The organism is Kitasatospora sp. NRRL B-11411, from assembly GCF_000721345.1.
Taxonomy (GTDB): Bacteria; Actinomycetota; Actinomycetes; order Streptomycetales; family Streptomycetaceae; genus Kitasatospora; species Kitasatospora cineracea.
Window position 1 is genome coordinate 22,272 of sequence record NZ_JOGH01000100.1, and the last position, 25,611, is coordinate 47,882.

A 25,611-nucleotide genomic window follows, 5' to 3' on the forward strand; every position below is an offset into this window, starting at 1 on the left:
CACCTGGGCAGCAGGTTCCTGACGCGGCGTCACGTTCTCGTGGGCCGGAGCCGACTCCTGACGCGGAACCGCCTGCTCCTGACGCGGAGCAGCGTTCTCGTGCACCTGAGCGGCAGGCTCCTGACGCGGCGCCACGTTCTCGTGCACCGGCGCCGACTCCTGACGCGGAACCGCCTGCTCCTGACGCGGAGCGGCATTCTCGTGCACCTCACGTTCTCGTGCACCGGCGCCGCCTGCTCCGTACGCGGCGCGACGTTCTCGTGGACCGGCGGGGTGGCCGTCGGCGTGGGATCCGTCTGCGGCCGCACCGATTCGACCTTCGGCGTCGCCGCCTGGGTCTCGGCGTGCGGTGCGGGGGTGTCCTGGGTCCGCACGCCCGTCTGCTCGCGCGGCGTGGGCGCGGGGGTCTCGTGGGTGGCGGACCCGGCGGGGGTGGTGGTGTCGTGTGCCTGGGAGGTGACGGGCGTGGTCGTCGGGTGGGTGCCGCCCGCAGTCTCCCCGGCGCTGCGGCCCGAGCCGAACGGCGCCAGGCCGTTGACCTTCGACTCGCCCGCACCGGCGCCCGCGCTCGCGCCCGCGCTAGTCCCGGAGCTGTGACCGCCGGACGAACCGGCCGCCGCAGCACCCGCGCCAGCGCCCGCGCCCGCGCCGAGCAGCGAGCCCGCACCGGTGCTGCCGTGCGTGCCCGCGCTCTCCGCCGAACCGCTGCCGCTGCCGCTTCCGCTGCTGCCACTGCTACCGGAGGAGGACGTCCCGGACGGCCCCTGGTAGGCGCTGTCGCCGGAGGAGGTGGCGGACTTGCTGAAGGTGGGCGGGCCGTCGTGGCTCGCGCCGCCGCCGGTGCTGCCGGTGCTGTGGGGGAGGTCGAGCTTGGGGGCCTCGGCGGGCTTGGGGGCGGCGGCGTGGCCCTTGAGCGCGGAGGCGCCCGCGTGCAGGCCGGCGCCCGCGCCGCCGGAGAGGCCGGAGCCGAGCAGGGATTCGCTGTCGACCTTGCCGGTGGTGATGAGCTGGGTGGAGACGTCGGCGCCGACGCCGACGGCCGCGCCGGTGGCCATCTTGCCGGCGGTGGAGTTGAGGGCGCTCTCGGCGCCGATCTTCTTGCCGGCCGCGCCGATGCCCTTGCCGATCAGGTGGGCGGAGGCGCCGCCGACCGCGCCGCCGAGGGCGTTCTGGCCGACTTCCTTCATGTCGATGCTCTTGCGGTGGCCCTCGGCCACCTCGATGCCCTGGGCCAGGAAGTTGATCGCGGCCATCTGGGCGGCCTGCTTGGCCGCCATCTCGAGCATCTCCTTGAGGAGCTTCTTGAGCAGCTGCGAGACGACCACCCGGCTGGCCGCGATCATCACCGGGACCTCGAGCAGCGAGGCGCCCGCGGTGAACGGGGCCTCGGCCTCGGCGGTGGCCAACTCGAAGGCGAGGATGCCGAGTTGCGCGATGATCTGGATCTTCGCGGTCTCCGCGGAGTTGGCCACCTGTTCGAGCATGTCGCCCATGCCGTTGAGCGCGTTGATCGCGCCGGGCAGGTAGCCGGGGTCCTGCTCGGTGCCCTTGCCGACCGAGTACTTGTCCCAGTACTTGCCGAGCGCCTCGGCGGCGTTGCCCTTCTGTCCGTCGAGGGCGCGCTTGATCGTCGAGTCGGCGCTCTGGGTGGCGTCCTTGAGGGAGTCGGCGGCCTTGCGGCAGTGGTCCGCCATCTCGCGGAGCTGGTCCTCGTCGGCCTCGGGCCAGCGGGTTCCGGCGAGCAGGAGCAGGACCCACTGGAGCGGCTCCGGGAGTTCGACAGCCATGGGGTCAGTGCCTTCCGCTCTGGGTGATCCGCGGGGTCATCGGGACGTGGACGGGGGTGGACGGCATGGAGGGGGAGGTGGGCATCTGCACGGGGCTGTCGATGTCGCCGAGTTCGGAGACGACGTTCTGGTCCGCGTTCTGGTAGCTCTCGGCCATCGCCTTCAGGCCGTCGGCGATGCCCTTGAGCGCCTCGGGCAGGCCCTTGACCACGTCCATGGTGTCGTGGCTGTACTTCAGGTAGCCCTTCTCGCCCTCGGCGAACTTCTTGCCGGACTCGTCGTTGCCCCACGGGTTCTGGGACTCCATCGAGGGCAGGAAGGCGCTCAGCGAGCGGTAGACCGAGGCGACCTGCTCGGAGGCGGCGAGCATCGGCGAGACGGCCGCCCGGTACTGGTCGGGGTCCACCTGGAAGCCCGACCCGGCGTTGCCCGATCCCCCGCTGCCGGAGGCCGCGCTCCGCTTGGCGGCGGCGGTCTCGCCCCGCCGCAACGTCCGCTCCGGCGTGGCCTCGCCGCGCTGCAACGTCCGCATCGGCTCGGCCTCGCCCCGCTGCAACGTCCGCTCCGGCGTGGCCTCCTGCGCCGGAACACCCCGGTCGAAGGCCCGCAACGGCTCCGCCTCCTGCGCGGGGACGCCCCGGTGCAACGTCCGCTCCGGCTCGGCGTCCCCCCGCACCCGCACGCCCTGCTCCATCGGCTGCAGCGGCTCGGCCGCCACCCGCTGGAAGGGCTGCAACGGCTCGGCCTCCTGCGCCGGTACACCCCGGTCGAAGGCCCGCAACGGCTCGGCCTCCTGCGCCGGAACAGCGCGCTCGAACGGCTGCAGCGGCTCGGCCTGCACCCGCTGGAACGGTTGCAGCGGCTCCGCCTCCTGCGCCGGAACGCCCCGCTGGAACGGCTGCAGCGGCTCGGCCTGCACCCGCTGGAACGGCTGCAGCGGCTCCAGCGGCTCGGCGGCCAGGTGCTGTCCCTCCTCCGCGGTCCGGAGGACCCGGTGCTGCGGCTCCAGCGGGACGCTGTCGGGGATGACCGTGCCGACCCGCAGGTGGGCGGGTTGGACGGGTTCCTCGGGCAGCAGCCGGGCGGTGCTCGGCTCGGACGCGGCGTACCAGGCCGACTCGTCGTTGCTCATGGGAGGGTTCCTTCGTCGGTGCGGGGGTGGCGGCGGGCGGGCGCGCGGGGTCAGTCCGCGGCGGGGGCGGCCAGCCGGGAGAGGGCGGCGCGCAGGAACGGGCTGGGCACCTGGAAGCCGCCCTCCTCGCGGAGCGGGGCCCGCTGCGGCGCGGCCGCCGCGCCCTCGGCGGCGGGCGCCGGGGCGGTGGTGGCGGCGGGCGCGTCGGGGTGGCCGCGGCGGGCGGCGGCGCTGCGCGAGCGCTCCAGGTAGGCGGCGTCGTCCGTGCGGTCGGCGCCCTCGGCCTGGGTGTCGGTCCGGGTGCTCGCCGAGGTGTCGGTCCGGGCCGTGGTCGGGTCGGCCGCGGGGGTGCCGCCGGAGGTCCGGTCGGTGTCCGGCGTGCCGTCGGTGGTCGGGGTGTCGTCGGTGCCGGTGCCGTCGGGGGTGGCCGCGCCGCCGCCGAGCAGGACGCCGGCCAGCTGGTTGATCATGTCGTTCTCGCTGGCGGGTCCGGCCGGGGCGACCGCGGCGGGTTCCGGTTCGGCGGTGGTGAAGGTGCCGTCGGCGCGGGCGTCGTCGAGCCAGCGGCGGCGGGCCCGGTGCCACTGGCGGTCGCGCGGGTCGACGTCGGCGGCCTGGCCGAGGATGCCGGCGTCGCCGTAGAGCTCCTCGTCCTCCTCGCCCTCGGCGCCGAACCGGGTGGGGCTGACGAAGCGGTTGCCGCCCTTGTTGCCCTTGCCGCCGCGTCCACCGCCGCCCATGCCGCCGGGGCCGTGGGCGCCCGCGCCGGGGGTGCCGGCGGCGCCGTTGCGGCCGCTGGCGCCGCTCCCGCTGCCGCTGCCGCCGGCCGCCAGGACGCCCGCGCCGGCCCGGCCGACCGCGGAGCCGGCCCCGGACATGCCCTTCGTGCTGGCCCCGCCGGCCGCGCCGAGGCTGCCGGCGCCGCCGGAGCCGGCCCGGTACGCGGAGCCGCCCGCGCCGCCGAGGCCGCCGGCGCTGCCGCCGCGCCCGGCCAGGGCGCTGCTGCCGGAGCCGATGCCGCCGCCCGAGCCGCGCAGGGCCGAGCCGCCGGCGCCGACGGTGCCGCTGCGTCCGGCGGTGCTGCCGCCCAGGCCGAACGGGCTGCTGCCGGTCCCGTTGAAGGGGGTGAGGCCGCCGCGGCCGAGGCTCGAACCGAGGTTGCCGGAGGTGCCCAGGCCGTTGCCGAGGACGCTGCCGATGTTGCCGAGCGAGCCGCCGAGGTTGAGGCTGCTGCCGGGGCCGCCGCCGCTGGTGCCGAGGCTGCCGGGGTTGTAGCTGCCGCTGGGGGTGTACCCGCCGGTGTTGCTGCCGGGGCCGCCCAGGTCGCCCAGGTCGCCGAGTCCGGCCAGGCCGAGCGAGCCGGCGCTGCTGGAGAGCGGGCTGAAGGTCGGGGTGGAGGCCACCGGGCCCGCGCCGTTGCCGAAGTTGGGCATGTTGGGGGTGAGCGGGGTGAAGGGCGCCAGCCCGGCGGAGCCGGAGCCACCGGAGCCGCCGGAGCCCGAACCGCCGCCGAAGCCGCCGCCCGCGCCGCCGTGCGCACCACCGCCGCCGGTCCCGCCCGCGCCGCCGTACGAGCCGGCGCCGCCGCTCCCGCCCGCGCTGCCGAGGGAGCCCGGGTCGCCGACGCCGCCGAGGCCGCCGTACGCACCCGCGCCGCCCGCTCCGGACGCGCCGCCCAGGGCCCCGGGGTTGCCGACACCGCCGAGCGCACCGGCACCGCCGAGCCCGTCCGCGCCACCGAGGGCGCCCGCACCGCCGAGGCCGTCGGCGCCGGTCGTGCCCGGGGCGTACGGGTCGCCGGGCAGGGCGGTGCCCCGGACCCTCATCGCGGCCGCCGTGCCGTCGGCGCCGGTGCCGCCCGCTCCGGCGGCTCCGCCGGTGCCCGGACCGCCGCTCGCGGACGTCCCGTTGAGGGCGCAGGTCTGGCCCATGCCGGTCATGTCGGTGATGTGGCCGGCGCTCTTCCTGAGCATGCCGTCGACGTTGCTGCCGACCTGGCCGATGTACTGGTGGTAGACGGCGGCGGCCTGCTTGACGCCCTCGGACTGGGCGATGTCGTCGTGCTTCCCGGCCGGGTGGGCCTCCATGTACTCCTTGGCGTACTGGAGTTCGCGCACCATCTCGGTCTTGGTGCCGCTGACGGCCTCGGAGGCGCCCTGCAGCGAGTTGGCGATCGCCACGCCGGACTGGAGGGTGGTGGCGACGTGCGAGCCGTCGCCGGCGGCGAACTTCTGCAGGTACTGGGAGAAGCTGTCGGCGGCGGGGCCGGACATGCTGGACATCGCCCGCTGGGCGGCCTCGGTGATCGCCCGGACGTGGGTGTCGGCCACCTCGTTCCAGGTTTTCCAGGCGTCGGCGAGGTTGGCGAGCAGGTCCTCGTCCCCGTCGGGGAAGGCGATGTCCGCGCCGTTCTCGTTGCTCTGGACGGTCTTGAGGACTTCGGCGAGGTCGGCGGGCAGCTCGATCATGGCGGCAGGTCTCCGGAGAGGGGAGGTCGGGTGCGGAGCGGGTGGCCGGTGGCCGGGGCCGACGGGGCCCGGGCGGCGGCAGCGACGGGCGGTGCGCGGCGGGTGCCGGTCCGCGGCGGCGGAGCGGCCCGGGCCGGTGCGGGCCGGTGAGGTGCGGTACGGGGGCGGGCGGCGGGCGGACCCGGGTCCGGGTCCGGCGGCGCCGCCCGACGGTCCGTCAGATCATTCTCGGCCCGGCGCCGCCGCCGTAGCCAGGCCGCAGCAGCGGGTTGGGGTGGTTGTAGTCGAGCTCGGGCGCGTCCGGGTCGTGGTAGCCGACGCCGGGGTCGGTGTTGCCGATCGGGGTGATCGGGGCCGGCGGCGGGGGCGGGGTCGGCTCCGGGACGGGGTCCGGTTCGAGCAGCGGCCGCAGCGGCGCGTCGGGCAGCGAGGCGGGCACCGCGTCGACGGTGTCCGGTTCGAGCAGCGGCAGCCGGGGCGTGAGGGGCAGCGAGTCCGGCACCGCGCCGACGGTGTCCGGTTCGAGCAGCGGCAGCCGGGGCGCGAGGGGCAGCGAGGCGGGCACGGCGCCGGTCGGGGCCTGGCCGACGGGCGCGGAGAGCGTGCCGGTCGGGATGACCTGGCCCATCGCGGCGGCCTGTTCGTCGTCGTTGGCGCGGTGCCGGGCGACCATGGTCTGCAGGTTCTCGCCCACCGCGGTGGCGTTCTGCATCAGGGTGCGGATGCCCGCGAGGACCTGTTCCTGGTGCTGGGCGAGGCCGCCCACCGAGGAGCTGCCCCCCAGCAGGGCCTTGCCGAGCAGGTCGGTCCCGTAGACGGACTCCTGCACTTGTTTGACGGCGGCCTCCAACTTGTTGGCCGGTCCGTTCAGTTCGTCAAGCAGCCCCATGATCTTCTTGGAGGCTGCCTCGACCTCGTCGAGGTCGATCCACACCGTCTCGTCCGCCACCGCACACCTTCCCGAACTCCACCCGCCCCCGGTGGGTACGCGTCCGCACCGGCGGCCCGGTCGGGCATGCCTGAACACCGGAGCGGAACGGCTCCGGGCGTGCCCGTGCCATGCCCGCACCGGCCCTTTTCGCAGGCAACCCTAACCCGCCGTCTGAGCGCGCACAGCCAAGGCCGGGTGCCGGGATGACGATGCGTCATCCCGGCACGAGCTTTGCAGAGCTTTCGACTCCTGTAAGGAGCCTAAAAGCATGCATCAGGTAAATTCACGGCGTGAAACCGTAAGGGAGGTAAAGAGCGGACGTGCGCGTTCCGGGTGGATCGTGAAGGTTCCGGAGAGGTTGCGCGCTAGAGGGTGACGGCGCCTCCCGGGGTGACGATCCGCAGGCCCGCCTCGTCCAGCTCGATGGCCAGCGGAGTGCCCTCCAGCGCCGCCTCGTTGAGCAGCGTCGCGCTGGAGAGGTGCCACAGCCGCAGCGTCCCGGCGGCGTCCCCGGCCGCGAGCAGCGCCTCGCCGTCGAACTCCTTGCCGACCACGGCCCGGACGGCCGCGCCGCCGCCGGTCAACTCGGCGGTCCGGCTGCCGTCCTGGACGTCCCAGACCAGCACCGTGCCGTCGCCCGCGCCCGCGATCACCACGGGGCGGCCGCCGATCTCGGCGAACGTCACCACCTCGGCGGGGCGCGGCAGTCCGGCGCAGACCGGGCCGGCCGCGCCGCTGCCCGCGTGCCACAGCCGCACCGTCAGGTCCTCCCCGGCGGTGGCCAGGATCGGCTGCCCGCCGGCCACCGTGGCGGCCAGCGCGGTGAACGGGCCGCGCCCGGTGGCGAAGCGGCGGCTGTCGGCGCCGGTGGCGGCGTCCCGGACGGAGAGCGCGCCGTCCCGCCCGGCCGAGGCCAGCAGCGGCTGCTCGCCGGGGGTGAAGGCGATCCCGGCGACCGGTCCGGCGTGCGGGACGGGCAGCGGCAGCGCGCTGCCGTCGGTCAGCCGGTGGCTGCGGACGGCGCCCGCGGCGGTGCCGCACAGCAGCAGGTCGGCGGTGAGGTCGAGGGTGTGCACCGGGCCGCCCTCGCCGGGCAGGTCGAGGAGTTGGCCGCCGGTGGGGGCGTCCCAGACCGCGACCGAGCCGTCGCCGAAGCCGGCCGCCAGCACCGGGCGGCCGTGCAGGGTGCCGGCGGCCAGCGCGGCCAGCGGGCTGCCGGGGCGCCCGGCGGGCACCGCGGCGGTCGCGGGCCGGCCGGTGGCGGCCTCCCAGACGGTGATCCGGCCGCTCTCGTCGCCGGTGTAGAGCAGGCCCTCGACGGCGGCCAGGCCGGTCAGCCACTCGCCGGCCGGCCAGCCGTGCAGCGGGCGGCCGTCGTACACGTCCCAGGTGCGGACGGTGCCGTCCAGCGCGCAGGAGGCCAGCACCGGGCGGTCGTCCAGGGTGGTGAAGGCCAGGCCGGTCACCGTGCCGGTGTGGCCGTCGAGTTCGGCCACCGACTGGCCGGTGGCCAGGTCCCACAGCCGGATCCGGCGGTCCTGCCCGGCGGAGGCCAGCACGGCCTGGTTGTCGAGGGTGAGCACGGCCAGCGCCGCGACCTCGCCGCGGTGGCCGACCAGCAGGTGCATCTGCTCGCCGGTGCCCGCGTCCCAGACCCGGACGGTGCCGTCGGGAGAGGCCGCGGCCAGCAGGTCGACCCCGGCGCAGTGCGCGGCGCGCAGCGCGGTGGCGCCCCGGCCGCCGGTGGGCAGGGTGCCCAGCACCCGGCCGTCGTCGGCCCGGACGGCCCGCAGGTCGCCGGACTGCCCGGCCGAGAAGGCCACCGGGATGTCCCGGCAGACCAGCGCGGCGACGGCCTGCGCGCCCTCGCCGCCGGTGGTGCCGTGCGCGACCTGGCCGGTGGCGGCGTCCCAGACCTGGACCGAGCCGTCGGTGCTGCCGACCGCGAACAGCGAGCGCCCGCCGGCCTCGCCGAGCGCGACGGCGGTGGGCGCCAGGCCGGCGTCGGCGTCGGAGCCGCCGAGCGGGGCGGCGTCGTCCAGCGCGGTGAGGCCGAACGCGCCGTCCTCCTCGACCAGCGCGTACGCGGCGCGGCCGGCCACGGTGCCGACGGCGGCGGCGCTGCGGGCGGTGCCGGCGGCGGGTTCGGTGCGGGCCAGCGCGGTGGCCAGCGCGGCCGGGGCGCCGGGCTCGCCGAGGGCCTGGCCGAGCAGCGCGGCGAGGACCGCGGCGGAGGCGGGCACCGGGGCGGCGGTGCCGTCGGTCCACTGCCGGTCGGCCTGGCCGGGCTGGCCCTGGACGGTGAGCCGCCGCCCGGTGGCGGGGGTGCCGTCGGGGGCGGGGGCGGGGGCCTGGCCGGCGCCGGCCAGCACCCGGCGGATCAGCGCGGCGTCGATCCGGCCGGTCCGCTCGCGGTCGGCGCGGGTGGCGCGGAAGGCGCCGTCGGCGGTGATCACGAGTTCGCCGAGGGCGCCGTCTTCCAGTCGTACGCTTCCTGACATGTCGTCACTCCTGGTTCGGTGCGGGGAGTTTGGGGAGCCCCGGGGTCAGCAGAGGTCTTCCGGTACGAGTGTCGCGTGCACCGCGTCGTGCAGCCGGTGGGTGCGGGAGCTACGGAACAGCGCGGGGCGGTAGCCGGCCCGGCGGAAGCCGATGGCGGCGCCGGTGAGCTGGCTGGGCATGTTGTCGGCGGCGGCGAAGGCGTCGATCCGGCGCAGGCCGATCCGTTCGAAGCCGAACCGGCAGACCAGCCGGAGCGCGGCCTTGGCGGTGCGCAGCCGGCGGTGCTCGGGCAGCAGCCAGACCGCGACCTCGGCGCACTCCTGCTCCGGGTCGAGGTTGACCAGCTCGGCCCAACCGAGGGCCTCGCCGGTGTCGGCCGACTCGACGGCGAAGTAGGCGGCCCGGCCGGTCTCCCACAGCATCGGCGGGACGTCGGCGAGCCACTGCTCGGCGGCCGCGGCGTCCCGGTGCGGGACGACGGCCTGCAGGAACTCCCGCACCAGCGGGTCGTGGGTGCCGCGGTGCACCAGGGCGGCGTCGCCGGTGCGCGGTCTGCGCAGCACCAGCCCGTCGGCCGCCATCGGTTCGTCCCGCACTTCGGCGAGCGTCAGCATCGCTCCCCCCGTCCCGCCTGCCCCGACCACCTCGCGGACCGCTCTCCCGGAGCCGCCCGGCGTACCCTCCCCCGCCGTCCGACCCGGCGTCAAGTCAGGCCCGATCCCCGGGCGTTTGCGCACGTCAGCGGGACGTTAGTGGAACGTGAGCGGGGCCGCGCAGACTCGTTCGCGGGGTTCGTCACTCCACGTCCCGCCGCCCACCCGGCCCACTCGTTCTCTCCCGGGCCGGGCGCCCCCGCTACGGGCGGCGGGACCCCTCCCTCTGAGGCCTCATCCCACCAGCGGCCTGGCTCCGGCGGGCAGCGGTGCCTCGCGCAGTGCTCGGACCAGGGCGCGGACGGCGGCGGTGCGGGCGAGTTCGGGGGTGGTGGCGTAGCCGACCCGGCGGGACGGCCGGTCGGGGCCGAGGTCGGTGACGGCGAGGCCGGCGGGCGGCCGGTCCAGGCTGAGCCGGGGCATGACGGCCATCCCGAGGCCCTGGGCGGCGAGCGAGAGCACCACGGTGTCGTCGGAGACGTCGATGGTGGCGGTCGGCAGCCAGTCCTGGCGCTTCCACCAGTCCGCGGTGTACGAGCCGCAGTTCTCGGCCCAGTCGACCAGCGGCAGGGTGCGCGGGTCGGGGTGGCCCCGGCGGTGGACCAGGGCGTACTCCTCGCGGTAGAGCGGCGCGGCGAGCAGCCCGGGCAGGGTGGTGGTGGTGCCGCGGGCGTCGAGGGTGGCCAGGGCCAGGTCGGCCCGGCCGTCGGCGACCTCGCCGGCGGTGCCGCGGCCGAGGTCGCGCACGATCCGCACCTCGGGCACCAGGTCGGGGCAGCGTTCGGCGAGCCGCGCCAGCACCGGGGGCAGCACCTGGACGGCGGCGCTGCGGAAGGCGGCGATCCGCAGCGGCCCGCTCGGGGCGGCGTCGCCCCCGGCGGCGGCCTGCCGGGCCTCGCCGGGGAGCGCGGCCAGCAGCCGCAGGATCCGGCGGGCGTGCCCGGCGGCCCGCTCCCCCGCCGCGGTGGGGGTCGCGCCGCGGCGGCCGCGCTCGAACAGCACGGTGCCGAGCTTGCGTTCGCAGCCCCGGACGGCGTGCGAGACCGCGGACTGGGTCAGTCCGAGCCGTTCGGCGGCGGCCGTGAAGCCGCCGCTGTCGGCGACCGCGACCAGGATCCGCAGTTCCTGCGGGAGGAGATCGTCCGTCACCGGCGCAGCCTACCGCGCAGCCATGAACGCCGTTCATGGCTGCGGCCCGGCCATCGACGCCGCCCCCTGCCGCGCCGCTCCCCCGCCCCGTAGCGTCCTGCCACGTCAACCCCCCTTCCCCCTTCCGGAGCGTTCCGCCATGCCCGTGCCCTTCCGCGCCGTCCACCAGATCGCCCGCCCGAACGGCCGGCCGACCGCCGACCTGTTCGCCTTCGTCGACGGGACGCTGCCCGCGCCCGCCGAGGGGCAGGTCCTGGTGGAGAACGCCCACCTGTCCGTCGACCCGTACATGCTCGGCCTGATGGCGGACGGCGAGGACGGCTACCGGCTGCACGCGCCGCTGGAGGGGCGGGCGGTGGGCCGGGTGGTGGAGTCCCGGTCGGCGGCGCTGCCGGTCGGGACGCCGGTGATCCACCGGGAGGGCTGGCGCACCCACGCGCTGGTGACGCCGGAGCAGGTGCGGGTGCTGCCCGAGCTGCCGGGCGTCGCGCTGAGCGCGCACCTGAGCGTGCTGGGCGGCACCGGCCTGTCCGCGTACGTCGGCCTGACCCGGATCGCCGGACTGCGCCCGGGCGAGGACCTGTTCGTCTCGGCCGCGGCCGGCGGGGTGGGCACCGCGGCCGGGCAGCTGGCCCGGCTGCTGGGCGCCCGGCGGGTGGTCGGCTCGGCCGGCAGCGCCGCCAAGACCGCTTTCCTGACCGGGGAGTTGGGCTTCGACGCGGCCTTCGACTACCACGACGGCCCGGTCGCCGAGCTGCTCGCCGCGGCCGCCCCGGACGGCATCGACGTGTACCTGGACAACGTCGGCGGCGAGCACCTGGCCGCGGCGATCGGCGCGATGCGCGACTTCGGCCGGATCGCCTGGTGCGGCGCCGTCGCCCAGTACGGCGCCGCGACCGCGCCCGCCGCCCCGCACAACCTGTTCGAACTGGTGGCCCGCAGCATCCGGCTGGAGGGCTTCCTGGTCCGCCACCACCTGGACGCCCAGCAGGAGTTGTACGACCTGCTGGCCCCGCACCTGCGCACCGGCCGGGTGCGCGCGCCGGAGACCGTGCTGGACGGCTTCGACCGCACCGTCGAGGCGTTCCTCGGGGTGCTGGCGGGCGCGAACACCGGCAAGATGCTGGTGACGATCTGATGGTGGGTCAGTTCGCTTTCCCGCCAAGGGTTTTGGGCCGCCCCGCCCGCTACCCGCCGGCCAGCCGCAGCTGCTCGTCCTCGACGATCCGCACCGCGAGCGCCCGGTCCGAGACGTCGACGGCCTCGGGGGCGGCCTCGGCGAGGTCGCTGCGGCGGGCGTACCGGTCGAACAACTCGGCCTTGCCCTTGAGGAGTTCGACCAGCCGGCGGTCCAGGCTGTCGGTGGCCAGCAGCCGGTGCACCCGGACCCGGCGGACCTGGCCCATCCGCTGGGCGCGGGCCACCGCCTGGTCCTCCAGGGTCGGCTTGAGCTGCGGCTCGCACAGCACCACCACGCTGGCGGCCTGCAGGTTGAGGCCGATCCCGCCCGCCTGGATCTGGCAGAGCAGCACCGCGTGCCCGGCCGCCGCGGTGAACGCGTCGACCAGCTCCTGCCGGGCCTCCGCGGGCAGCGAACCCGCGACGGTGCCGGTGACGGCGGCGCCGAGCGCCCCGTGCACGGCGGCGAGCACCTCCCGGAAGTACGAGAACACCACCACCTTGTGCCCCGACTCGGCGGCCTCGGCGACGAGTTCGCGCAGCCGCCGCAGCTTCGCCGAGTGCGCGGGCTCGGCGTACGCGGCGCGCCGCATCGCCATGAAGTTGCCCTCGGCGACGGCCGCGGCGTACGCGGCCCGGTCCGGCCCGGACAGCTCGTCCCACTCGTCGACCCGCACCACGTCCGGGAGTTCGGTGAGCACGTCCTGCTGGTTGCGGCGCAGGTAGGCGGGGGCGACGGCGCGCCGGAAGGCCAGCGGGCCGAGCGCGCCGAGGCCGGCCGGCAGGTCGGTGAGCAGCTCGGGCTGGAGGTGGCCGATCAGGGTGCGGAACTCCTCGACCCGGTTCTCCATCGGGGTGCCGGTCAGGAACAGCACGTGCCCGGTGCGGCCCGCCCACTCGGCGACCAGTTGGGTGCGGCGGGCCGCCGGGTTCTTCACGAAGTGCGCCTCGTCGACCACCAGCGCGGCCACCGGGTCGGCGGCCAGCGTGCGCAGCGACTCGTACGTCGCCACCAGCACGCCGCCGCCCGCCAGCCAGCGCTCCCGGGCGGCCTCCCGCCCCGGGCCGTGGTAGCGGTGCGCGGCCAGCACCGTCCGCTCGGCGGTCTCCCGCTGCCAGTTGACCAGCACCGAGGCCGGGCACACCACCAGGAAGCGGTGCGGGCCCCCGTCGGCCGCCAGGTGGGCCAGCACCGCCAGCGCCTGGACGGTCTTGCCCAGGCCCATCTCGTCGCCGATCACCACCTTCTTCCGGGCCAGCGCGAACCGGGCGCCGAACGCCTGGTAGCCGCGCAGCGAGACGGTGCAGCCCCGGTCGTCGAAGGGCTGCGCGCGCACCTGCTCGGCCAGGCCGTCCGGCAGGTGGCCCTCGGCCGCGGCCCGGCCGTCGGTGGCGGTCGGACCGGCCAGCCGGCCCTCCTCGGCCAGCACCGACAGCTCGGCGTAGAACTCGGCGGCCCGGTGCTCGAACTCGACCCAGGCCTCCACCTCCCCCGCGGGCGGGCGCAGCAGGTCCGCGGACGCCTGGGCGAACCGCAGCGCCACCCCGTCCGCCTCCGCCCGCTCCCCCTCTCCCGCCAGCAACTCGACGGCGCGCCAGGCCCGTTCGCGCTTCTCCGCCCCCACCAGCAGCCCGCGCAGCCGGCCCCGCGCGTACTTCGCCTCCGCCAGCGGCCCCTCGTACCGGGCGTCCAGATCAGCGGCCTCGGCCGCGGCCCGCCGGGCCCCCGGCCCGGCCAGCACCAGCCGGTGCAGGGCGGCGACCAGCGCGGTGGCCTCCGCGTCCGGGTGCGCCGGGTCCAGCCGGACGGCGGTGCCCTCCTGCACGGCGGTGGCGATCTGCCCGGCCGCCGCCAGCAGCTGGGCGGCGGTGGGCCCGCCGATGCCCGGGATCCGCAGCAGGTCCTGCCGGGTCGCGCCGTGCACGGCCGCGACGGTGGCGTACCCGGCACCGCGCAGCGTGCCGACCTGCAGCCGCCCCTCGGTGACGTCCTTCAGCCGCTCGACCGGTATCGCCTCCAGCTCGGCCCGCACCAGCCGCTCGAAGATCCGCCCGTGCGCCTGCGCCACCTCCCCGACCGCCGCCGCGTGGTCCGCCACCAGCGCCCGCGCCGCCGCCCGCTGCCGCCCGGCCGCCCCGAGAACCTCCCGGGCCCACCGCACACCCCGTCCCGCCACCTGCGTCTCCTCGCACTCACCCGCCCCGCCCATCCTGGCACCCCCCGCCGTCACCCCACCCGCACGGGGCACCGGCGGGCACCCCGCTCAGTCGTCCCGGCCGGCCGCGCCGCCGTCCTGCCACCGCCGGTGGGCCTCCCGGGCCGTCGCCAGCAGCAGGGCCCGGAGCTCCGCACGGCGCGAACCGCGGCTCTTCTTCGCGTGGCAGTTCGGGCACAACGCGATCATCTGCACCGGGTGGTCCCGGCCGCCCCCGGCGATCTCCTCGACGTGGTCGACCTCCAGGATCGCGTCACCGCTGTCGGTCACGTCGTCGACCTCCCCGGTGCAGGACGGGTTCTCGCAGCGCCCCCGGCTGCGCAGCAGCACCGCGGCCCTGGCCTCCGGGAGCCGCACCGGCGCGTTCCGCACGGCCGCCCGGCGCTGCCCGCGGACGGCGGCCTCCCGCGCCTCGACCTTGCCGACCAGGTCCCGGTAGGCGGCGGCGTCCCCCACGGCCGGGGACGGCGGCACCGCCGCTTCCCCGCCGGCCGGACGCCGGCGCCCCTCGCACTGCCGGTGCCGGATCAGCCCGTTGCGCACCGGCGCCTCGCAGACCGGGCACACCGGCTGCGGCCGTTCCCGGGCGGGTTCCCTCGGCGGCGGCACCGGCCGGGCGCCGGCTCCGGGGACGCCACCGTCCTGTTCCGGTCCGGGTCGGCGGGGCGGAGCCGCCGAGGGCACGGCCGGGAGGGCGGGGGCCGCCGCCCGGAGCGCCACCCGCACGGGCGGGCGCGGTGCGACGGCCTTCTTCCCGACCTTCCCGACCGCCTTCACGGCAACGGCCTTCTTCACCGGTGCCGCCCGCACCGCCGGCGGCACCGGTGCCCGCTCCGCGTCCACCACCGCGTGGAGGTGCGCCGTGAGCACGTCGACCGTCGCACCGACCCACCGCCGGGCCGCCCCCCAGGTCGGCGCGTAGACCCTCGCCGGTGTCGCGCCGGTCGGCCACAGCACCGGGCGCTTCGACAGGAAGGTCACGGCCTCCGGGAAGTCCAGCCGCAGTTCGGCGCCGGTCTTCTCGTTCAGCGCGTTGTGCACCTGCTCCAGCCGACCGAACAGCTTCCGGGCGGCGGAGCGGTTCAGCCGCCCGAGGTGGAAGGTGACCCGGGGGAAGCGTCCGTCGTACAGCCCCACCGTGACGCTGTAGCGCCGTTCCTCGTCCCACTCGAAGAGGAGCGTCTCGCCGTCCGGGGCCCAGGTTTCGCGGTAGTTGCCGACGAAGGCGAGGAAGTCCCGGTGTTCCGCCCTGCGGTCGCTCGCGCACGGGTCCCCGTCGTCCGCGGCGCCGGTCCCCCTGGTGTCGGAAAGCATGCGGTCAAGCTATCCGGCCGGGACGGGGGTGCGGGCCGGGCGGGGCAGCAGGAGGGGGGTGGGGAGGACGAGCAGGCCGATGGCGGCGAGGGCGGTGCGGGGCGTGGTGGCGTGGGCGAGCAGGCCGGCGAGGGCGGTGAGGGCGGCGATGGCGGCCTGCTGGCCGACCGACCAGGCGGTCAGGGTGCGGGCGAGCAGGTGGGTGGGGGTGCGTTCGAGGCGGTGGGTGGCGAGGACGGGGGTGTAGAGGCTCATGTTCACCACGATGGCGAGTTCGACGGCGATCACGGTGAGCAGGCCGGGGAGGCCGGGCCGGACGAAGGCCAGGCCGATCAGCCAGACGGCGCGCAGGGCGCCGACGGTCCGGAAGACCGCGGGGCGGCCGTAGCGGGCCACCACCCGGGGCGCCAGCCGCGAGCCGAGCAGGCCGCCGAGGCAGGGGGCGGCGAAGGCGAGGGCGTACTGCCAAGGGGGGAAGGCGAGTTGGCGCAGCAGGAGGACGGCGAGCAGGGGTTCGGTGGCCATGATCAGGCCGGAGACCAGCAGGTTGTTCAGGTACAGCGCCCGCAGTTCGGGATCGCCCAGCAGGTGCCGCCAGCCGTCGAGCAGCCCGGCCGTCCGGCCGCGGCCGGGCGGGGCGGTCGGGGGCGGCGCCTCGCGGCCGCCGATCGCGGCGAGGCCGAGCGCGGAGAGCAGGTAGCTGGCCGCGTCGGCCAGCACGGTCACCACCGGCCCGAACAGCCCGATCGCCGCCCCGCCGAGCGGCGGCCCGACCGCGATCGCACTCCAGTTGGTGGACTCCAGCCGGGAGTTGGCCACCAGCAGGTCCTCCGGCCGGACCAGCGCCTTGAGGTGGGCGCCGCCGGCCGCGTTGAACGCGATCTTGGCGGCGGCGACCAGCACCGAGACCAGCAGCAGCTGGACGAAGCCGAGCAGGCCGAACGCGTAGGCCGCCGGGACGCTCGCCATCGCCGCGCACCGGACCAGGTCCGTCGCCACCATCACCGGCCGCTTGCGCCGGAACTCCACCCGGGGCGCCAGCGGCACCGCGACCAGCGCCCCCACCGCCGGCCCCACCGCCGACAGCACCGACACCTCGGCGGGCCCCGCATGCAGCACCAGCACCGCGATCAGCGGCAGCGCCCCGAACCCCAGCCCGGACCCGTACGCACTGACCGCGTACGACGCCCACAGCCAGCCGAACTGCCGCCCCAGCGCTCTCCTGCCCACCCGGCCGCTCCCCGTCGCACAAACCTCCGTTGACCTGGGAGAGCCAAGCAAGCGGGACAACCGCAGGTCAAACAACCACCAGGCACCATGGCCACAACTGTCCGTTGTATACCGGAGAGGATCCTGGCGGGCGGGTCAGGGCGGGCGGGTCAGCGCAGTTCGAGGACGTCGGCGAGGCCGGCCTCGGTGAAGGCGGCGAGGAGGGGTTCGCGGCCTTCGGTGAAGTGGGCCCAGCTGTCGTAGTGGACGGGGACGACGCGGCGGGCGCCGAGGATGCGGGCGGCCCGGGCGGCGCGGGTGCTGTCGAGGGTGAGCAGGGCGTTGTCGAACAGGCCGACGCGGGCGGCGCCGGCGAACAGGACGGCGGTGTCGACGGGGCCGACGCGGTCGGCGATCCGCTGGACGACGTCGAGCGAGGCGTTGTCACCGCTGACGTAGACGACGGGCAGGCCGTCGCCGGTGAGGACGAAGCCGATCACCTCGCCGACCACCGGTTCGCTGCCGTCGGGGCCGTGCTGGGCGGGCACGGCCGTGATGGTGACGGGCCCCAACTCGACCTGCTCCCAGGGGGCGAGGCCGCGGGCGGTGCCGCCGAGCCGTTCGGCTCCGCCGCGGGTGGTGAGGGTGAGCGGGACGTCCGCGAGCAGGGCGCGGCCGCCGTGGTCGAGGTTGTCGGGGTGCTCGTCGTGCGAGAGCAGGACGGCGTCGACCGGCCCGAGGGCGGCGGGGTCGACGGTGCCGGGGAGGGTCTTGGTGAGGAACCGGCCGTCGCCGCGCGGGTAGTCACCGGGGGCGTCGAAGGTCGGGTCGGTCAGCAGGCGCAGGCCGCCGTACTCGATCAGGGCGGTGGGGCCGCCGAAGACCTGGACGGGCACGGTGGGCAGAGCGGGGACAGCGGTCATGGCACACCTCACGCATCGTCAGTTCCCTCACGGGGAACCGTTGCTTTTCTCCGTGAGGAGAATCTAGCGACACCTCACGGAGAAACGCAAGGTTCAACGTGAGATCGGGAGGGTCGCAGCCGCAGCCGCAGCCGGTCCGCCCACCACGCATCGACCAGTCGACATATCAACCGGCACACCTCTCCTCACGGCCAACACCGGCCTTTACCATGAGGGACATGAGCCAGCGCACCACCAGCACCCGCCCGGCCGCCCCGGCCGTCCCGGCCGCCCCCGCCGCCCCGCCGCCCGCGCCGGGGGCCGAGCAGCACCCGGCGCTGGACTTCGCCAACTCGCTGCTGACCCTCCCCGCCGGGCCGCTGGACCTGCTGGCGGCACCCGCCCCGACCTCGGAGTGGCTGACGGCCCACGACCTCGCGCCGGAGGGGAGCCAGGTGCGGGAGGCGTGCACGGCGCGGCTGCGGACGTTCCGGGAGGCGGTGCGCGAGCTGCTGGAGGCCGCGGTGGCCGGGCGGCCGGCCCCGGCCGGGGCGCTGGCGGCGGTGAACGGGGCGCTGACCGCGGCCCCGTCGGTGCCGCTGCTGCGCTGGGACGCCGAGCGGGGCCTGCACCGCAGCCTGCCGCACCCGGCCGACCGGATCGCCGACCGGGCGATGGCCCGGCTCGCCGCCGACGCCGCCGACCTGCTGACCGGCCCGGACGCCGAGCGGCTGGCCCGCTGCGGCGGCACCCCGTGCACCCGGTTCTACGTCCGCACCCACGCCGCCCGGCACTGGTGCTCGACCCGCTGCGGCGACCGGGTCCGGGCGGCCCGCGCCTACGCCAGGAAGCGCGCGGCGGAACAGGACTGACGACCCGTCAGGGGGAAAGCGAGGACCCCGGCCGGCCCGCAGGCCGACCGGGGTCCGCTGTTCAGCTCCCGGGCACCGGTGCCCGGGCCTCGCGCGTCAGTGCGCGGCAGCGACCGGGAAGGTCGGGTACTCGACGCCGGAGACGTGCTGGACGACCCGGACGACCTGGCAGGAGTAACCGAACTCGTTGTCGTACCACAGGTACAGGATCGCGTTGTCGCCCTCGACCTTGGTCGCGCCCGCGTCCACGATCGAGGCGTGCCGGGAGCCGATGAAGTCGCTGGAGACCGCGTCGGGCGAGTCGATGAAGTCGATCTGCCGCTTGAGCGGGGAGGTCAGCGAGACGTCCCGCAGGTGCTCCAGGACCTCCTCGCGGGTGGTCTCCTGCGCCAACTGCAGGTTGAGGATGGCGATCGAGACGTCCGGCACGGGGACGCGGATCGAGCTGCCGGTGATCTTCGCCTGGAGCTCCGGGAGCGCCTTGGCGACGGCGGAGGCGGCGCCGGTCTCGGTGATCACCATGTTGAGCGGCGCGGAGCGGCCCCGGCGGTCGGCCTTGTGGTAGTTGTCCAGCAGGTTCTGGTCGTTGGTGAACGAGTGGACGGTCTCCACGTGGCCGCGCAGCACGCCGTACGCGTCGTTCATCGCCTTCAGCGGCGGCACGATCGCGTTGGTGGTGCAGGACGCGCAGGAGATGATCTGCTCGTCCGGCTTGACGGTGTCGTGGTTGACGCCGTGCACGATGTTCGGGACGTCGCCCTTGCCGGGGGCGGTCAGCACGACCTTGGCGATGCCGGGGCGCAGGTGCTTGGAGAGGCCCTCGCGGTCGCGCCAGCGGCCGGTGTTGTCGATCAGGATGGCGTTGTCGATCCCGTACGCGGTGTAGTCCACCTCGCTGGGGTCGTTGGAGTAGATCACCTGGATCGCGTTGCCGTTGGCGACGATGGTGTTGGTCGCCTCGTCCACGGTGATGGTGCCCTGGAACTGGCCGTGGATGGAGTCGCGGCGCAGCAGCGAGGCGCGCTTGACCAGGTCGTCGCCGCCGCCGTTGCGGACCACGATGGCGCGCAGCCGCAGGCCGCCGGCCTTCTCGACCAGCAGGCGGGCGAGCAGGCGGCCGATCCGGCCGAAGCCGTAGAGGACCACGTCGCGCGGGGCCTGGCGCTCCAGCTTGTTGGCGCCGGTCGCGCCCGCCACCGCTTCGGCGGTGAACTCCGCCGGGGACAGGCCGCGGTCGTCGGCGCGGTGGGCCTCGGCGAGCAGGCCCAGGTCGATCTGGGACGGGCCGAGGTCGAGGGCGGCGAGGGCCTGGAGGAAGGGGAAGGTCTCGGTGATCGAGAGTTCCTCGCCGGCGATCTGGCGGGCGAAGCGGTGCGTCTTCAGGATGCTGACCACCGACTTGTTCACCAGGGAACGGCTGTGCAGCAGGATGGTGACGTCCCGCTCGCGGTGCAGCCGCCCGATGATCGGGATCATCGTCTCCGCGAGTTCCTCGCGGGTCTTCCAGTCCGTGAACACGTCGTCGTTGACAGTCACAATTCAACTTTCGAGGGTGGGCCGAGCTGAGGGTCGGCCGGTTTTGAGGGTTGGCCGAGCTGGGGCGCGCCCCATGCTAGCTTCGGCTTCCCGGCCCGCCCGGCGCCGGTCCCCTCCCGGGCCCGCGGCGGTCCGCCCCCGAACGCCCTGGTCGGCGTGACGGCGGCCACACCGCCGCGCGGCGGCGGCCGGTTGGGCCGGACGGACCACCGGACATGACGGCCCGTCAGGTCCCACCTGCGCGGTCACAGCACGTGACAATAATCACTTGCGTAACATTAGTCACTCCCGTGAGTGACGAGCTGTCAGTTTCCGGGACAACGGACCGGGTTTACCGGCAGAGTAGGAGTTCCCGGCCGAGGCCAGGCCGAGCAGGTCGGGCCCGCCGCGAGCGACGGGACAGCTACCCATGGGACATGAGGCCTTCCAGCGGGCCGCACTGGTGTTCACCCTGTTCGACACCAACGGGAACGGGGTACTCGACGCCGAGGACTTCGACCTCATGACGGAGCGACTGCTGACGGTCGCCGAGGACTCGCCGGCCGCCGACCGGCAGGCGCTCGCCGACAGCCTCAGCCGCTACTGGCAGGTGCTGTCGGAGACCCTGGACACCAACCGGGACGGCCTGATCAGCCCGGAGGAGTTCCGCGGCTTCGTGCTGAACACCGAACTGTTCGGCGCCACCGCCGCGGCCTTCGCCGAGGCGCTCGCCGTGCTCGGCGACCCGGACGGGGACGGCCTGATCGAGCGCCCCCGGTTCCTCTCCCTGATGACCGCCATCGGCTTCGAGAGGCCCAACATCGAATCCCTGTTCAACGCCTTCGGCCCGGACGCCGAGGACCGGATCACCGTCGGCGTGTGGGCCGAGGGCATCCGCGACTACTACTCGCCCGAGAAGGTCGGCATCCCCGGCGACCACCTGGTCCCGGAGTCCTTCTGACCTGACCCAGCCCGACTCGACCCGGTCCGACCTGTCCTGACCTGGTCCGACCTGTCCTGACCCGGTTCGACCCGAACCGACCGCCGTCCCGCCACGGCACCGCCACACACCTCACCGCCCCGCCACGGCACCGGCCCTCCGGCCGCCGAAAGAGCCCGCACCGACGTCGGCCCCGCCGACGCCGGTCCCAGCCATGCCGCCGCCCGGCCGCCGTCTCCTCCCGCACCACTCCCAAGGAGCCACGCAGTGACCGCACCCCTCATCGCCCTCGCCGTCGGCCGCGGCACCGGCCCGGACCTCGCCCCCGTCTTCGAGCGGGTGCTCGACCGGATCACCCGGCTGCACGGCCGGCAGGTCCGGGTGGAGCGGTCGCCGCGGACCTACCACTCGTACGTCTCGCTGCGCGCCGAGGCCGCCGGCACCGCGGAGATCGCCGCGCTCACCGAGCAGGACGCCGCGCACTACGAGCGGTTCTGCCGCGAGCAGGCCGCCGCCGGGGCCCGGGCGGTGTTCCGCACCGCGATCAACGCCCAGTCGCTGTACCTGGTCCGGCAGCGGCTGGCCGCCGTCAAGGTCGAGCCGATCACCGCCGGGGACGCCCGGCTGCTGCTGGTCCGCGACCAGGCCCAGGGCTTCTACACCGGCGAGAACCTGCACACCCCCGGCAAGGTGGTGCGCACCATGGAGTTCAGCCGCGACGTCACCGAGCAGGTGGTGCGCTACGCGGTGCGCCGCGCCCGCGAACTGTGGGCCGAGGGCCCGGCTCGGGTGCAACTCGCCTACAAGTACCACCTGCTGGACGGGGCGCTGGACGACTGGGCGCAGGGCCTGTCCGCCGAACTCGGCCTGGACGTCGCCCTGTTCCAGCCCGACACGGTCAACCGCAACCTGATCGCGCACGGCCCCGCGGACCGCACCCTGCTGGTCGCCGGGAACGAGTGGGCCGACATCATGCACGTCGTCCTGCTGGACCGCTACGGCTCGGAGCGGCAGGAGAACCGCTGCACCGAGAACGTCCACCTGCACCCCGAGCTGAACGGGCTCCCCGAGTACCAGACCGTGCACGGCTCGGCCGACGACCTGGCCGGCCGCGACCTGGTCAACCCGCTCGCCACCGTCCGGGCCGCCGCCCGGATCGCCGAACGGCACGCCGACTGCCCGGGCGCGGAGGCCGCCGTCGAGGCCGCGATCGCCGCCGCGCAGGCCGCCGGGGCCCGCACCCCCGACCTCGGCGGGACCGCCGGCACCACCGCGGTGGTCGACGCCGTCCTTGCCTCCCTTGCAGGAACGTTCGTGCCGGGCCCGGCCGGAGCGGTCGAGGACACCCGTCCCGCCGGGGCCGACCAGGGCATCCGCCCCGCCGAGGGCCGCCCTGCCGGTGGCCTCCGCGCCGACGAGGACGCCGCGGGCGCTGCGGACGCCACGGACGCCACCGCGACGGCGGCCGCCCGATGAGCTCCGCGGCCGCCCGCCCGCAGGCCCCCGCCGGGACGGCGCTGGTCGTGGTCGACCTGCAGAACGACTTCTGCGCGGGCGAGGTCGCCGCCGCCCGCTTCCCCGGCGACCCCGCGCTGCTCGCCCGGGCCGTCGAGGGCAGCGTCCGGGCCGTGCACCTGGCCCGGGAGAGCGGCGTCGAGGTGCTGTTCGTCCGCTTCCTCGGCGACCCCGCCCACCAGGGCCCGGCCTGGCGCAGCCGGGACGCCCGGCTCGGCAAGCGGCCCAAGTGCCTGGAGGGCAGCTGGGGCGCCGAGTTCCACGGCGTCCGGCCCCGGCCCGACGAGGCGGTGTTCACCAAACCGGCCTGCTTCGACGCCTTCCAGGACCCGGAGTTCGAACCGCACCTGCGCCGCCGCGGCCTCCACCACCTCGTCCTGGCGGGCCTGTTCACCGACGTCTGCGTGGACTCCACCGCCCGCACCGCCTTCCAGCGCGGCTTCCACCTCACCGTGCTGCGCGACTGCACCACCGCCCTGCACCTGGCGGACGCCGACATCCTGCGCTTCATGAGCCGGGTGTACGGCGCGCGGATCACCGGGCTGGACCAGCAACAGCCGTTCTCCGCCGACGAGTTCACCACCGGCGCGCCGACCGTCGGAGCCGGCACCGGCGGAGCGGACGCGGACGCGGACGGCGTGCCCGCCGCGCGGGCCGCCGGTGCGGCGGAGCAGCCGGGGGCCACGCCGACCGGGCGGTGACCACCCCCGCCCCCGCCCAGGCGCCCCGCTCCGCTGCTTCCCCCTTCCACCCCTTCACCGCTTCACCGCTTTCCCCTTTTCCCCCTTCACCCCTACCCCTGCGAGAGAACCATGCCCGGAACCCTCGGGACCACGGCGGCCCAGCAGTGACCGCCCTCGGCACCACCACCCTCGACACCCTCGGCACCGCCCGCCCCGACCCCGGGGTGGAGGCCGGCGTCGGCCGGACCGCCCTGCTGGTCGCCAACGCCCGCGCGCTGGAGGCGCGCCGGGCCGAGGCGCTGGCCGTCGACCCGTTCGCCGCCCACTTCGTCCGCGCCTCGCCCGGCTGCGCCGACTGGCCGGACGACCCGGCCCGCGTCGCCCCGGGCGACCCGGTGTGGGAGCGGCTGGCCGCGTACTTCGCCCTGCGCACCCGGGTGCTGGACGACCACCTGCTCGGCGCGACCGCCGCCGGCACCCGGCAGGTCGTCCTGCTCGGCGCCGGCCTGGACAGCCGGGCCCACCGGCTGCCCTGGCCGGCCGGCACCACCGTCTGGGAACTCGACCGCCCCGAGGTGCTCCGCTTCAAGCAGCGGGTCCTGGACGGCCTGGACGCCGCCCCCGCCGCCGACCGCCGCACCGTCCCGGTCGACCTGCGCGACGACTGGACGGGCGCCCTGACCGCCGCCGGGCTCGACCCGGCCGAACCGGTCGCCTGGCTGGCCGAGGGGCTCTTCCTCTACCTCCCCGCCGAGAGCGAACTCGCCGTCGCCACCGCCCTGGACGGCCTCAGCGCCCCGGGCAGCACCCTGGCGTACGAGGTCAAGAACGGCCTGGAGTCCGCCACCGTCCGGGCCGCCCCGGTCTACGCGGCCGCCCGCGAGCGCCTCGGCGTCGACCTGCTGGCCCTCTTCGCCCCGGGCCCCCGCCCGAACACCGCCGCCGCCCTCGCCGCCCTCGACTGGGCCACCACCGTCCGCTCCCCCTTCGACCACGCCCCCGCCTCCCGGCTGCGCCCCGAACCGCACGACGCCCTGGCCGCCAACCGCTGGGTCACCTGCACCAAGCACACCGGGGCCAGGACGGTGGTGCGGCTGCCCTAGGCCCTGTCCGGCTGCGTCGACTCCCGCAGCCGCGGACCGAGTTCGGCGATCAGGCGGCGGTAGGTGTCGAAGGCCGGCTTGGGCGTGTGGTCGTCGCGGAGCAGGCCGAAGTGGTGGAACGGGCTCCCGCCGGAGCTGTCCGCGTCGCGCAGGGCGAACAGGGCGTAGCCGTCGATGTTGAGCGGTCCGGCCCGGTCGGCGACGGTGCGGATCACCGTCTCCAGGGCGCGGGCCTGGGCGTCCTCGGGGCGGCCGGGGCCGGTGGGCCAGCCGTTCTCGCAGATCCGGATCGGCGTCCCGGCCGGGATGCCGGCCTTGGGCAGGTCGGTGTGCCGGAAGGTGTGCAGCAGCCAGGCGGTGGCGTCGGCGAGGCGTTCGGCGGGGACGGGGCGGAAGACGTCCGGGAAGCAGTCCAGGCCGACGTAGTCGAGCGCGTCCAGGAAGCGCCGGTCGGCGAGGCGTCCCAGGTCGGGCCAGAAGGTCGCGGCCGGGTCGAGGGTGGGGACGGCGTTGAAGCCGACGGCCGCGTCCAGGCCGAGCGCGCGCACCTCGTCCTTGGCGGCGACCACCCCGGCCACCAGCGCCTCCAGCACGCCCGGGACGCTGCCGTCGAGCACCGGCAGGTCGGCGTTGGGCTCCTCGCAGACCTGCACCGCGCCGAGCCGTCCGCCGAACTCCCGCACCTGGGAGCGGACGTACGCCTCCCAGCCGTCCCGGCTGCCGCTCGGTTCGCGGAACTGGAGGACCAGGTCGACCCGCCGCCCGGGCCGCTCCAGGTACGGCTCCCAGCCGTCGGGGGTCTGCGGCGGCGGGGTGACGGTGCGGGCGAAGGAGCGGTAGATCCGGATCCGGAAGCCGGGTTCGGCGCCCTGCAGCAGGTCGAGCGCCGCCGCCAGCCGGGCCGGGTCGTCGGGGCGGACGGGGTGGACGATGCCGTGCTCGTCGCCGAGCAGCGCGCCCGGGTAGATCCCGAACCCGAACTCCCGCCGCGACCCGGCACCGCTGCTGCTGTCCGTCGTGCTCGCCACTCCGGCCCCCTCGAAAATCTTGGTGTCACTCCAATTTTTCAGTGACCCTACCATTCCGTACGATGGGCGCCATGGGCCTTCGTGAGACCAAGAAGCGGCAGACCCGCACCGCGATCGCGGACGCCGCACTGCCGCTGTTCCTGGCGCACGGCTTCGACCGGGTCACCGTCGCCGAGGTCGCCCGGCACGCCGGGGTGTCCACCAACACGGTGTTCAACTACTTCCCGACCAAGGAGGACCTGTTCTTCGACCGGCAGTCCGAGGTCGAGCAGTACCTCGCCGCCCTGGTCGACCCGCTGCCGCCGGGCGCCTGCTGCCCGGCCGCCGCCGTCCGCGACGACCTGTGCGCCGCCCTCGGACGCGGCGACCCGGCGCTCGGACTCGGCCCCGGCGCGGCCGACTTCTTCCGCACCGTCGAGGCCAGCCCCGCCCTGCGCGCCCGCGAGCGCGAGATCGGCGAACGCGTCGAAACCGCCCTCGCCGCCGCCCTGCCCCCCTCCCCCACCGCCCCCC

Annotated in this window: 20 protein-coding genes; 7 read left to right on the forward strand and 13 right to left on the reverse strand. The window is 75.9% G+C overall.

The genetic code is table 11. From position 1 onward, the window contains the following. Positions 1 to 29 precede the first annotated feature (29 nt). The 7 genes from IH44_RS45740 to IH44_RS0130710 form a co-directional block, all read right to left on the reverse strand. Complete coding sequence (locus IH44_RS45740; protein ID WP_030463036.1) at positions 30 to 1,787, reverse strand: hypothetical protein; 1,758 nt, start codon at positions 1,785 to 1,787, stop codon at positions 30 to 32. Between the two features lie 4 nt (positions 1,788 to 1,791). Next, on the reverse strand, positions 1,792 to 2,919 hold the full coding sequence (locus tag IH44_RS0130685; RefSeq protein WP_030463037.1) for a hypothetical protein: 1,128 nt from the start codon (positions 2,917 to 2,919) through the stop codon (positions 1,792 to 1,794). A 50-nt stretch (positions 2,920 to 2,969) separates the two neighbouring features. Beyond that, positions 2,970 to 5,387 carry a hypothetical protein gene (locus tag IH44_RS45745; RefSeq protein WP_051817589.1) on the reverse strand — a complete coding sequence of 806 codons (2,418 nt, stop codon included), beginning with the start codon at positions 5,385 to 5,387 and terminating at the stop codon, positions 2,970 to 2,972. A gap of 217 nt (positions 5,388 to 5,604) precedes the next feature. Beyond that, positions 5,605 to 6,336, reverse strand: a complete 732-nt coding sequence (locus IH44_RS0130695; RefSeq protein ID WP_030463039.1) for a hypothetical protein — start codon at positions 6,334 to 6,336, stop codon at positions 5,605 to 5,607. A gap of 347 nt (positions 6,337 to 6,683) precedes the next feature. Then, the gene (locus IH44_RS0130700) at positions 6,684 to 8,819 is read right to left on the reverse strand and encodes a WD40 repeat domain-containing protein (protein ID WP_030463040.1); all 2,136 of its coding nucleotides are present in this window, start codon (positions 8,817 to 8,819) and stop codon (positions 6,684 to 6,686) included. A 45-nt stretch (positions 8,820 to 8,864) separates the two neighbouring features. Beyond that, a complete protein-coding gene (locus IH44_RS43240) occupies positions 8,865 to 9,434 on the reverse strand; it encodes a GNAT family N-acetyltransferase (protein WP_051817591.1) in 570 nt (189 codons plus the stop codon). A 273-nt stretch (positions 9,435 to 9,707) separates the two neighbouring features. Further along, on the reverse strand, positions 9,708 to 10,622 hold the full coding sequence (locus IH44_RS0130710; RefSeq protein ID WP_035956901.1) for a LysR family transcriptional regulator: 915 nt from the start codon (positions 10,620 to 10,622) through the stop codon (positions 9,708 to 9,710). A 139-nt stretch (positions 10,623 to 10,761) separates the two neighbouring features. Between IH44_RS0130710 and IH44_RS0130715 the strand changes: the two genes are divergently transcribed. After that, complete coding sequence (locus IH44_RS0130715; protein WP_030463043.1) at positions 10,762 to 11,760, forward strand: NADP-dependent oxidoreductase; 999 nt, start codon at positions 10,762 to 10,764, stop codon at positions 11,758 to 11,760. Positions 11,761 to 11,809: 49 nt separating this feature from the next. On the opposite strand, the gene IH44_RS0130720 is transcribed toward IH44_RS0130715, so the two are convergent. The 4 genes from IH44_RS0130720 to IH44_RS0130735 form a co-directional block, all read right to left on the reverse strand. After that, positions 11,810 to 14,011 carry a DEAD/DEAH box helicase gene (locus IH44_RS0130720; RefSeq protein WP_051817593.1) on the reverse strand — a complete coding sequence of 734 codons (2,202 nt, stop codon included), beginning with the start codon at positions 14,009 to 14,011 and terminating at the stop codon, positions 11,810 to 11,812. Between the two features lie 54 nt (positions 14,012 to 14,065). Next, positions 14,066 to 15,331: an HNH endonuclease signature motif containing protein gene (locus IH44_RS43245; RefSeq protein WP_030463045.1), complete on the reverse strand. Its 1,266-nt coding sequence runs from the start codon at positions 15,329 to 15,331 to the stop codon at positions 14,066 to 14,068. 9 nt (positions 15,332 to 15,340) lie between these two features. After that, positions 15,341 to 16,561 carry an MFS transporter gene (locus IH44_RS0130730; RefSeq protein ID WP_030463046.1) on the reverse strand — a complete coding sequence of 407 codons (1,221 nt, stop codon included), beginning with the start codon at positions 16,559 to 16,561 and terminating at the stop codon, positions 15,341 to 15,343. A 149-nt stretch (positions 16,562 to 16,710) separates the two neighbouring features. Further along, a complete protein-coding gene (locus IH44_RS0130735; RefSeq protein ID WP_030463047.1) occupies positions 16,711 to 17,463 on the reverse strand; it encodes an MBL fold metallo-hydrolase in 753 nt (250 codons plus the stop codon). A gap of 218 nt (positions 17,464 to 17,681) precedes the next feature. Between IH44_RS0130735 and IH44_RS0130740 the strand changes: the two genes are divergently transcribed. Continuing rightward, positions 17,682 to 18,314 carry an ABATE domain-containing protein gene (locus IH44_RS0130740; RefSeq protein ID WP_030463048.1) on the forward strand — a complete coding sequence of 211 codons (633 nt, stop codon included), beginning with the start codon at positions 17,682 to 17,684 and terminating at the stop codon, positions 18,312 to 18,314. A 96-nt stretch (positions 18,315 to 18,410) separates the two neighbouring features. Here the strand turns inward: IH44_RS0130740 and IH44_RS0130745 are convergent, their stop codons facing one another. Further along, positions 18,411 to 19,850, reverse strand: a complete 1,440-nt coding sequence (locus IH44_RS0130745) for a glyceraldehyde-3-phosphate dehydrogenase (RefSeq protein WP_030463049.1) — start codon at positions 19,848 to 19,850, stop codon at positions 18,411 to 18,413. A 409-nt stretch (positions 19,851 to 20,259) separates the two neighbouring features. On the opposite strand from IH44_RS0130745, the gene IH44_RS0130750 reads away from it, so the two are divergent. The 4 genes from IH44_RS0130750 to IH44_RS0130765 all read left to right on the forward strand — a co-directional run bounded on the left by IH44_RS0130750 (position 20,260) and on the right by IH44_RS0130765 (position 24,070). Continuing rightward, positions 20,260 to 20,790, forward strand: coding sequence for an EF-hand domain-containing protein (locus IH44_RS0130750; protein WP_030463050.1), 531 nt, complete (start codon positions 20,260 to 20,262; stop codon positions 20,788 to 20,790). A gap of 246 nt (positions 20,791 to 21,036) precedes the next feature. Next, on the forward strand, positions 21,037 to 22,245 hold the full coding sequence (locus IH44_RS0130755; protein WP_081967231.1) for an isocitrate/isopropylmalate family dehydrogenase: 1,209 nt from the start codon (positions 21,037 to 21,039) through the stop codon (positions 22,243 to 22,245). Continuing rightward, complete coding sequence (locus tag IH44_RS0130760; protein WP_081967232.1) at positions 22,242 to 22,985, forward strand: cysteine hydrolase family protein; 744 nt, start codon at positions 22,242 to 22,244, stop codon at positions 22,983 to 22,985. Before IH44_RS0130755 ends, IH44_RS0130760 begins: the two co-directional genes overlap by 4 nt. Positions 22,986 to 23,131: 146 nt before the next feature. After that, positions 23,132 to 24,070, forward strand: coding sequence for an SAM-dependent methyltransferase (locus tag IH44_RS0130765; RefSeq protein WP_081967233.1), 939 nt, complete (start codon positions 23,132 to 23,134; stop codon positions 24,068 to 24,070). Here IH44_RS0130765 and IH44_RS0130770 read toward each other — a convergent pair. Then, complete coding sequence (locus tag IH44_RS0130770) at positions 24,067 to 25,098, reverse strand: hypothetical protein (RefSeq protein WP_030463053.1); 1,032 nt, start codon at positions 25,096 to 25,098, stop codon at positions 24,067 to 24,069. The two genes, IH44_RS0130765 and IH44_RS0130770, sit on opposite strands and share 4 nt — an antisense overlap. Positions 25,099 to 25,169: 71 nt before the next feature. Between IH44_RS0130770 and IH44_RS0130775 the strand changes: the two genes are divergently transcribed. Next, a partial coding sequence (locus tag IH44_RS0130775; RefSeq protein ID WP_030463054.1) for a TetR/AcrR family transcriptional regulator occupies positions 25,170 to 25,611 on the forward strand: 442 nt, incomplete at its 3' end.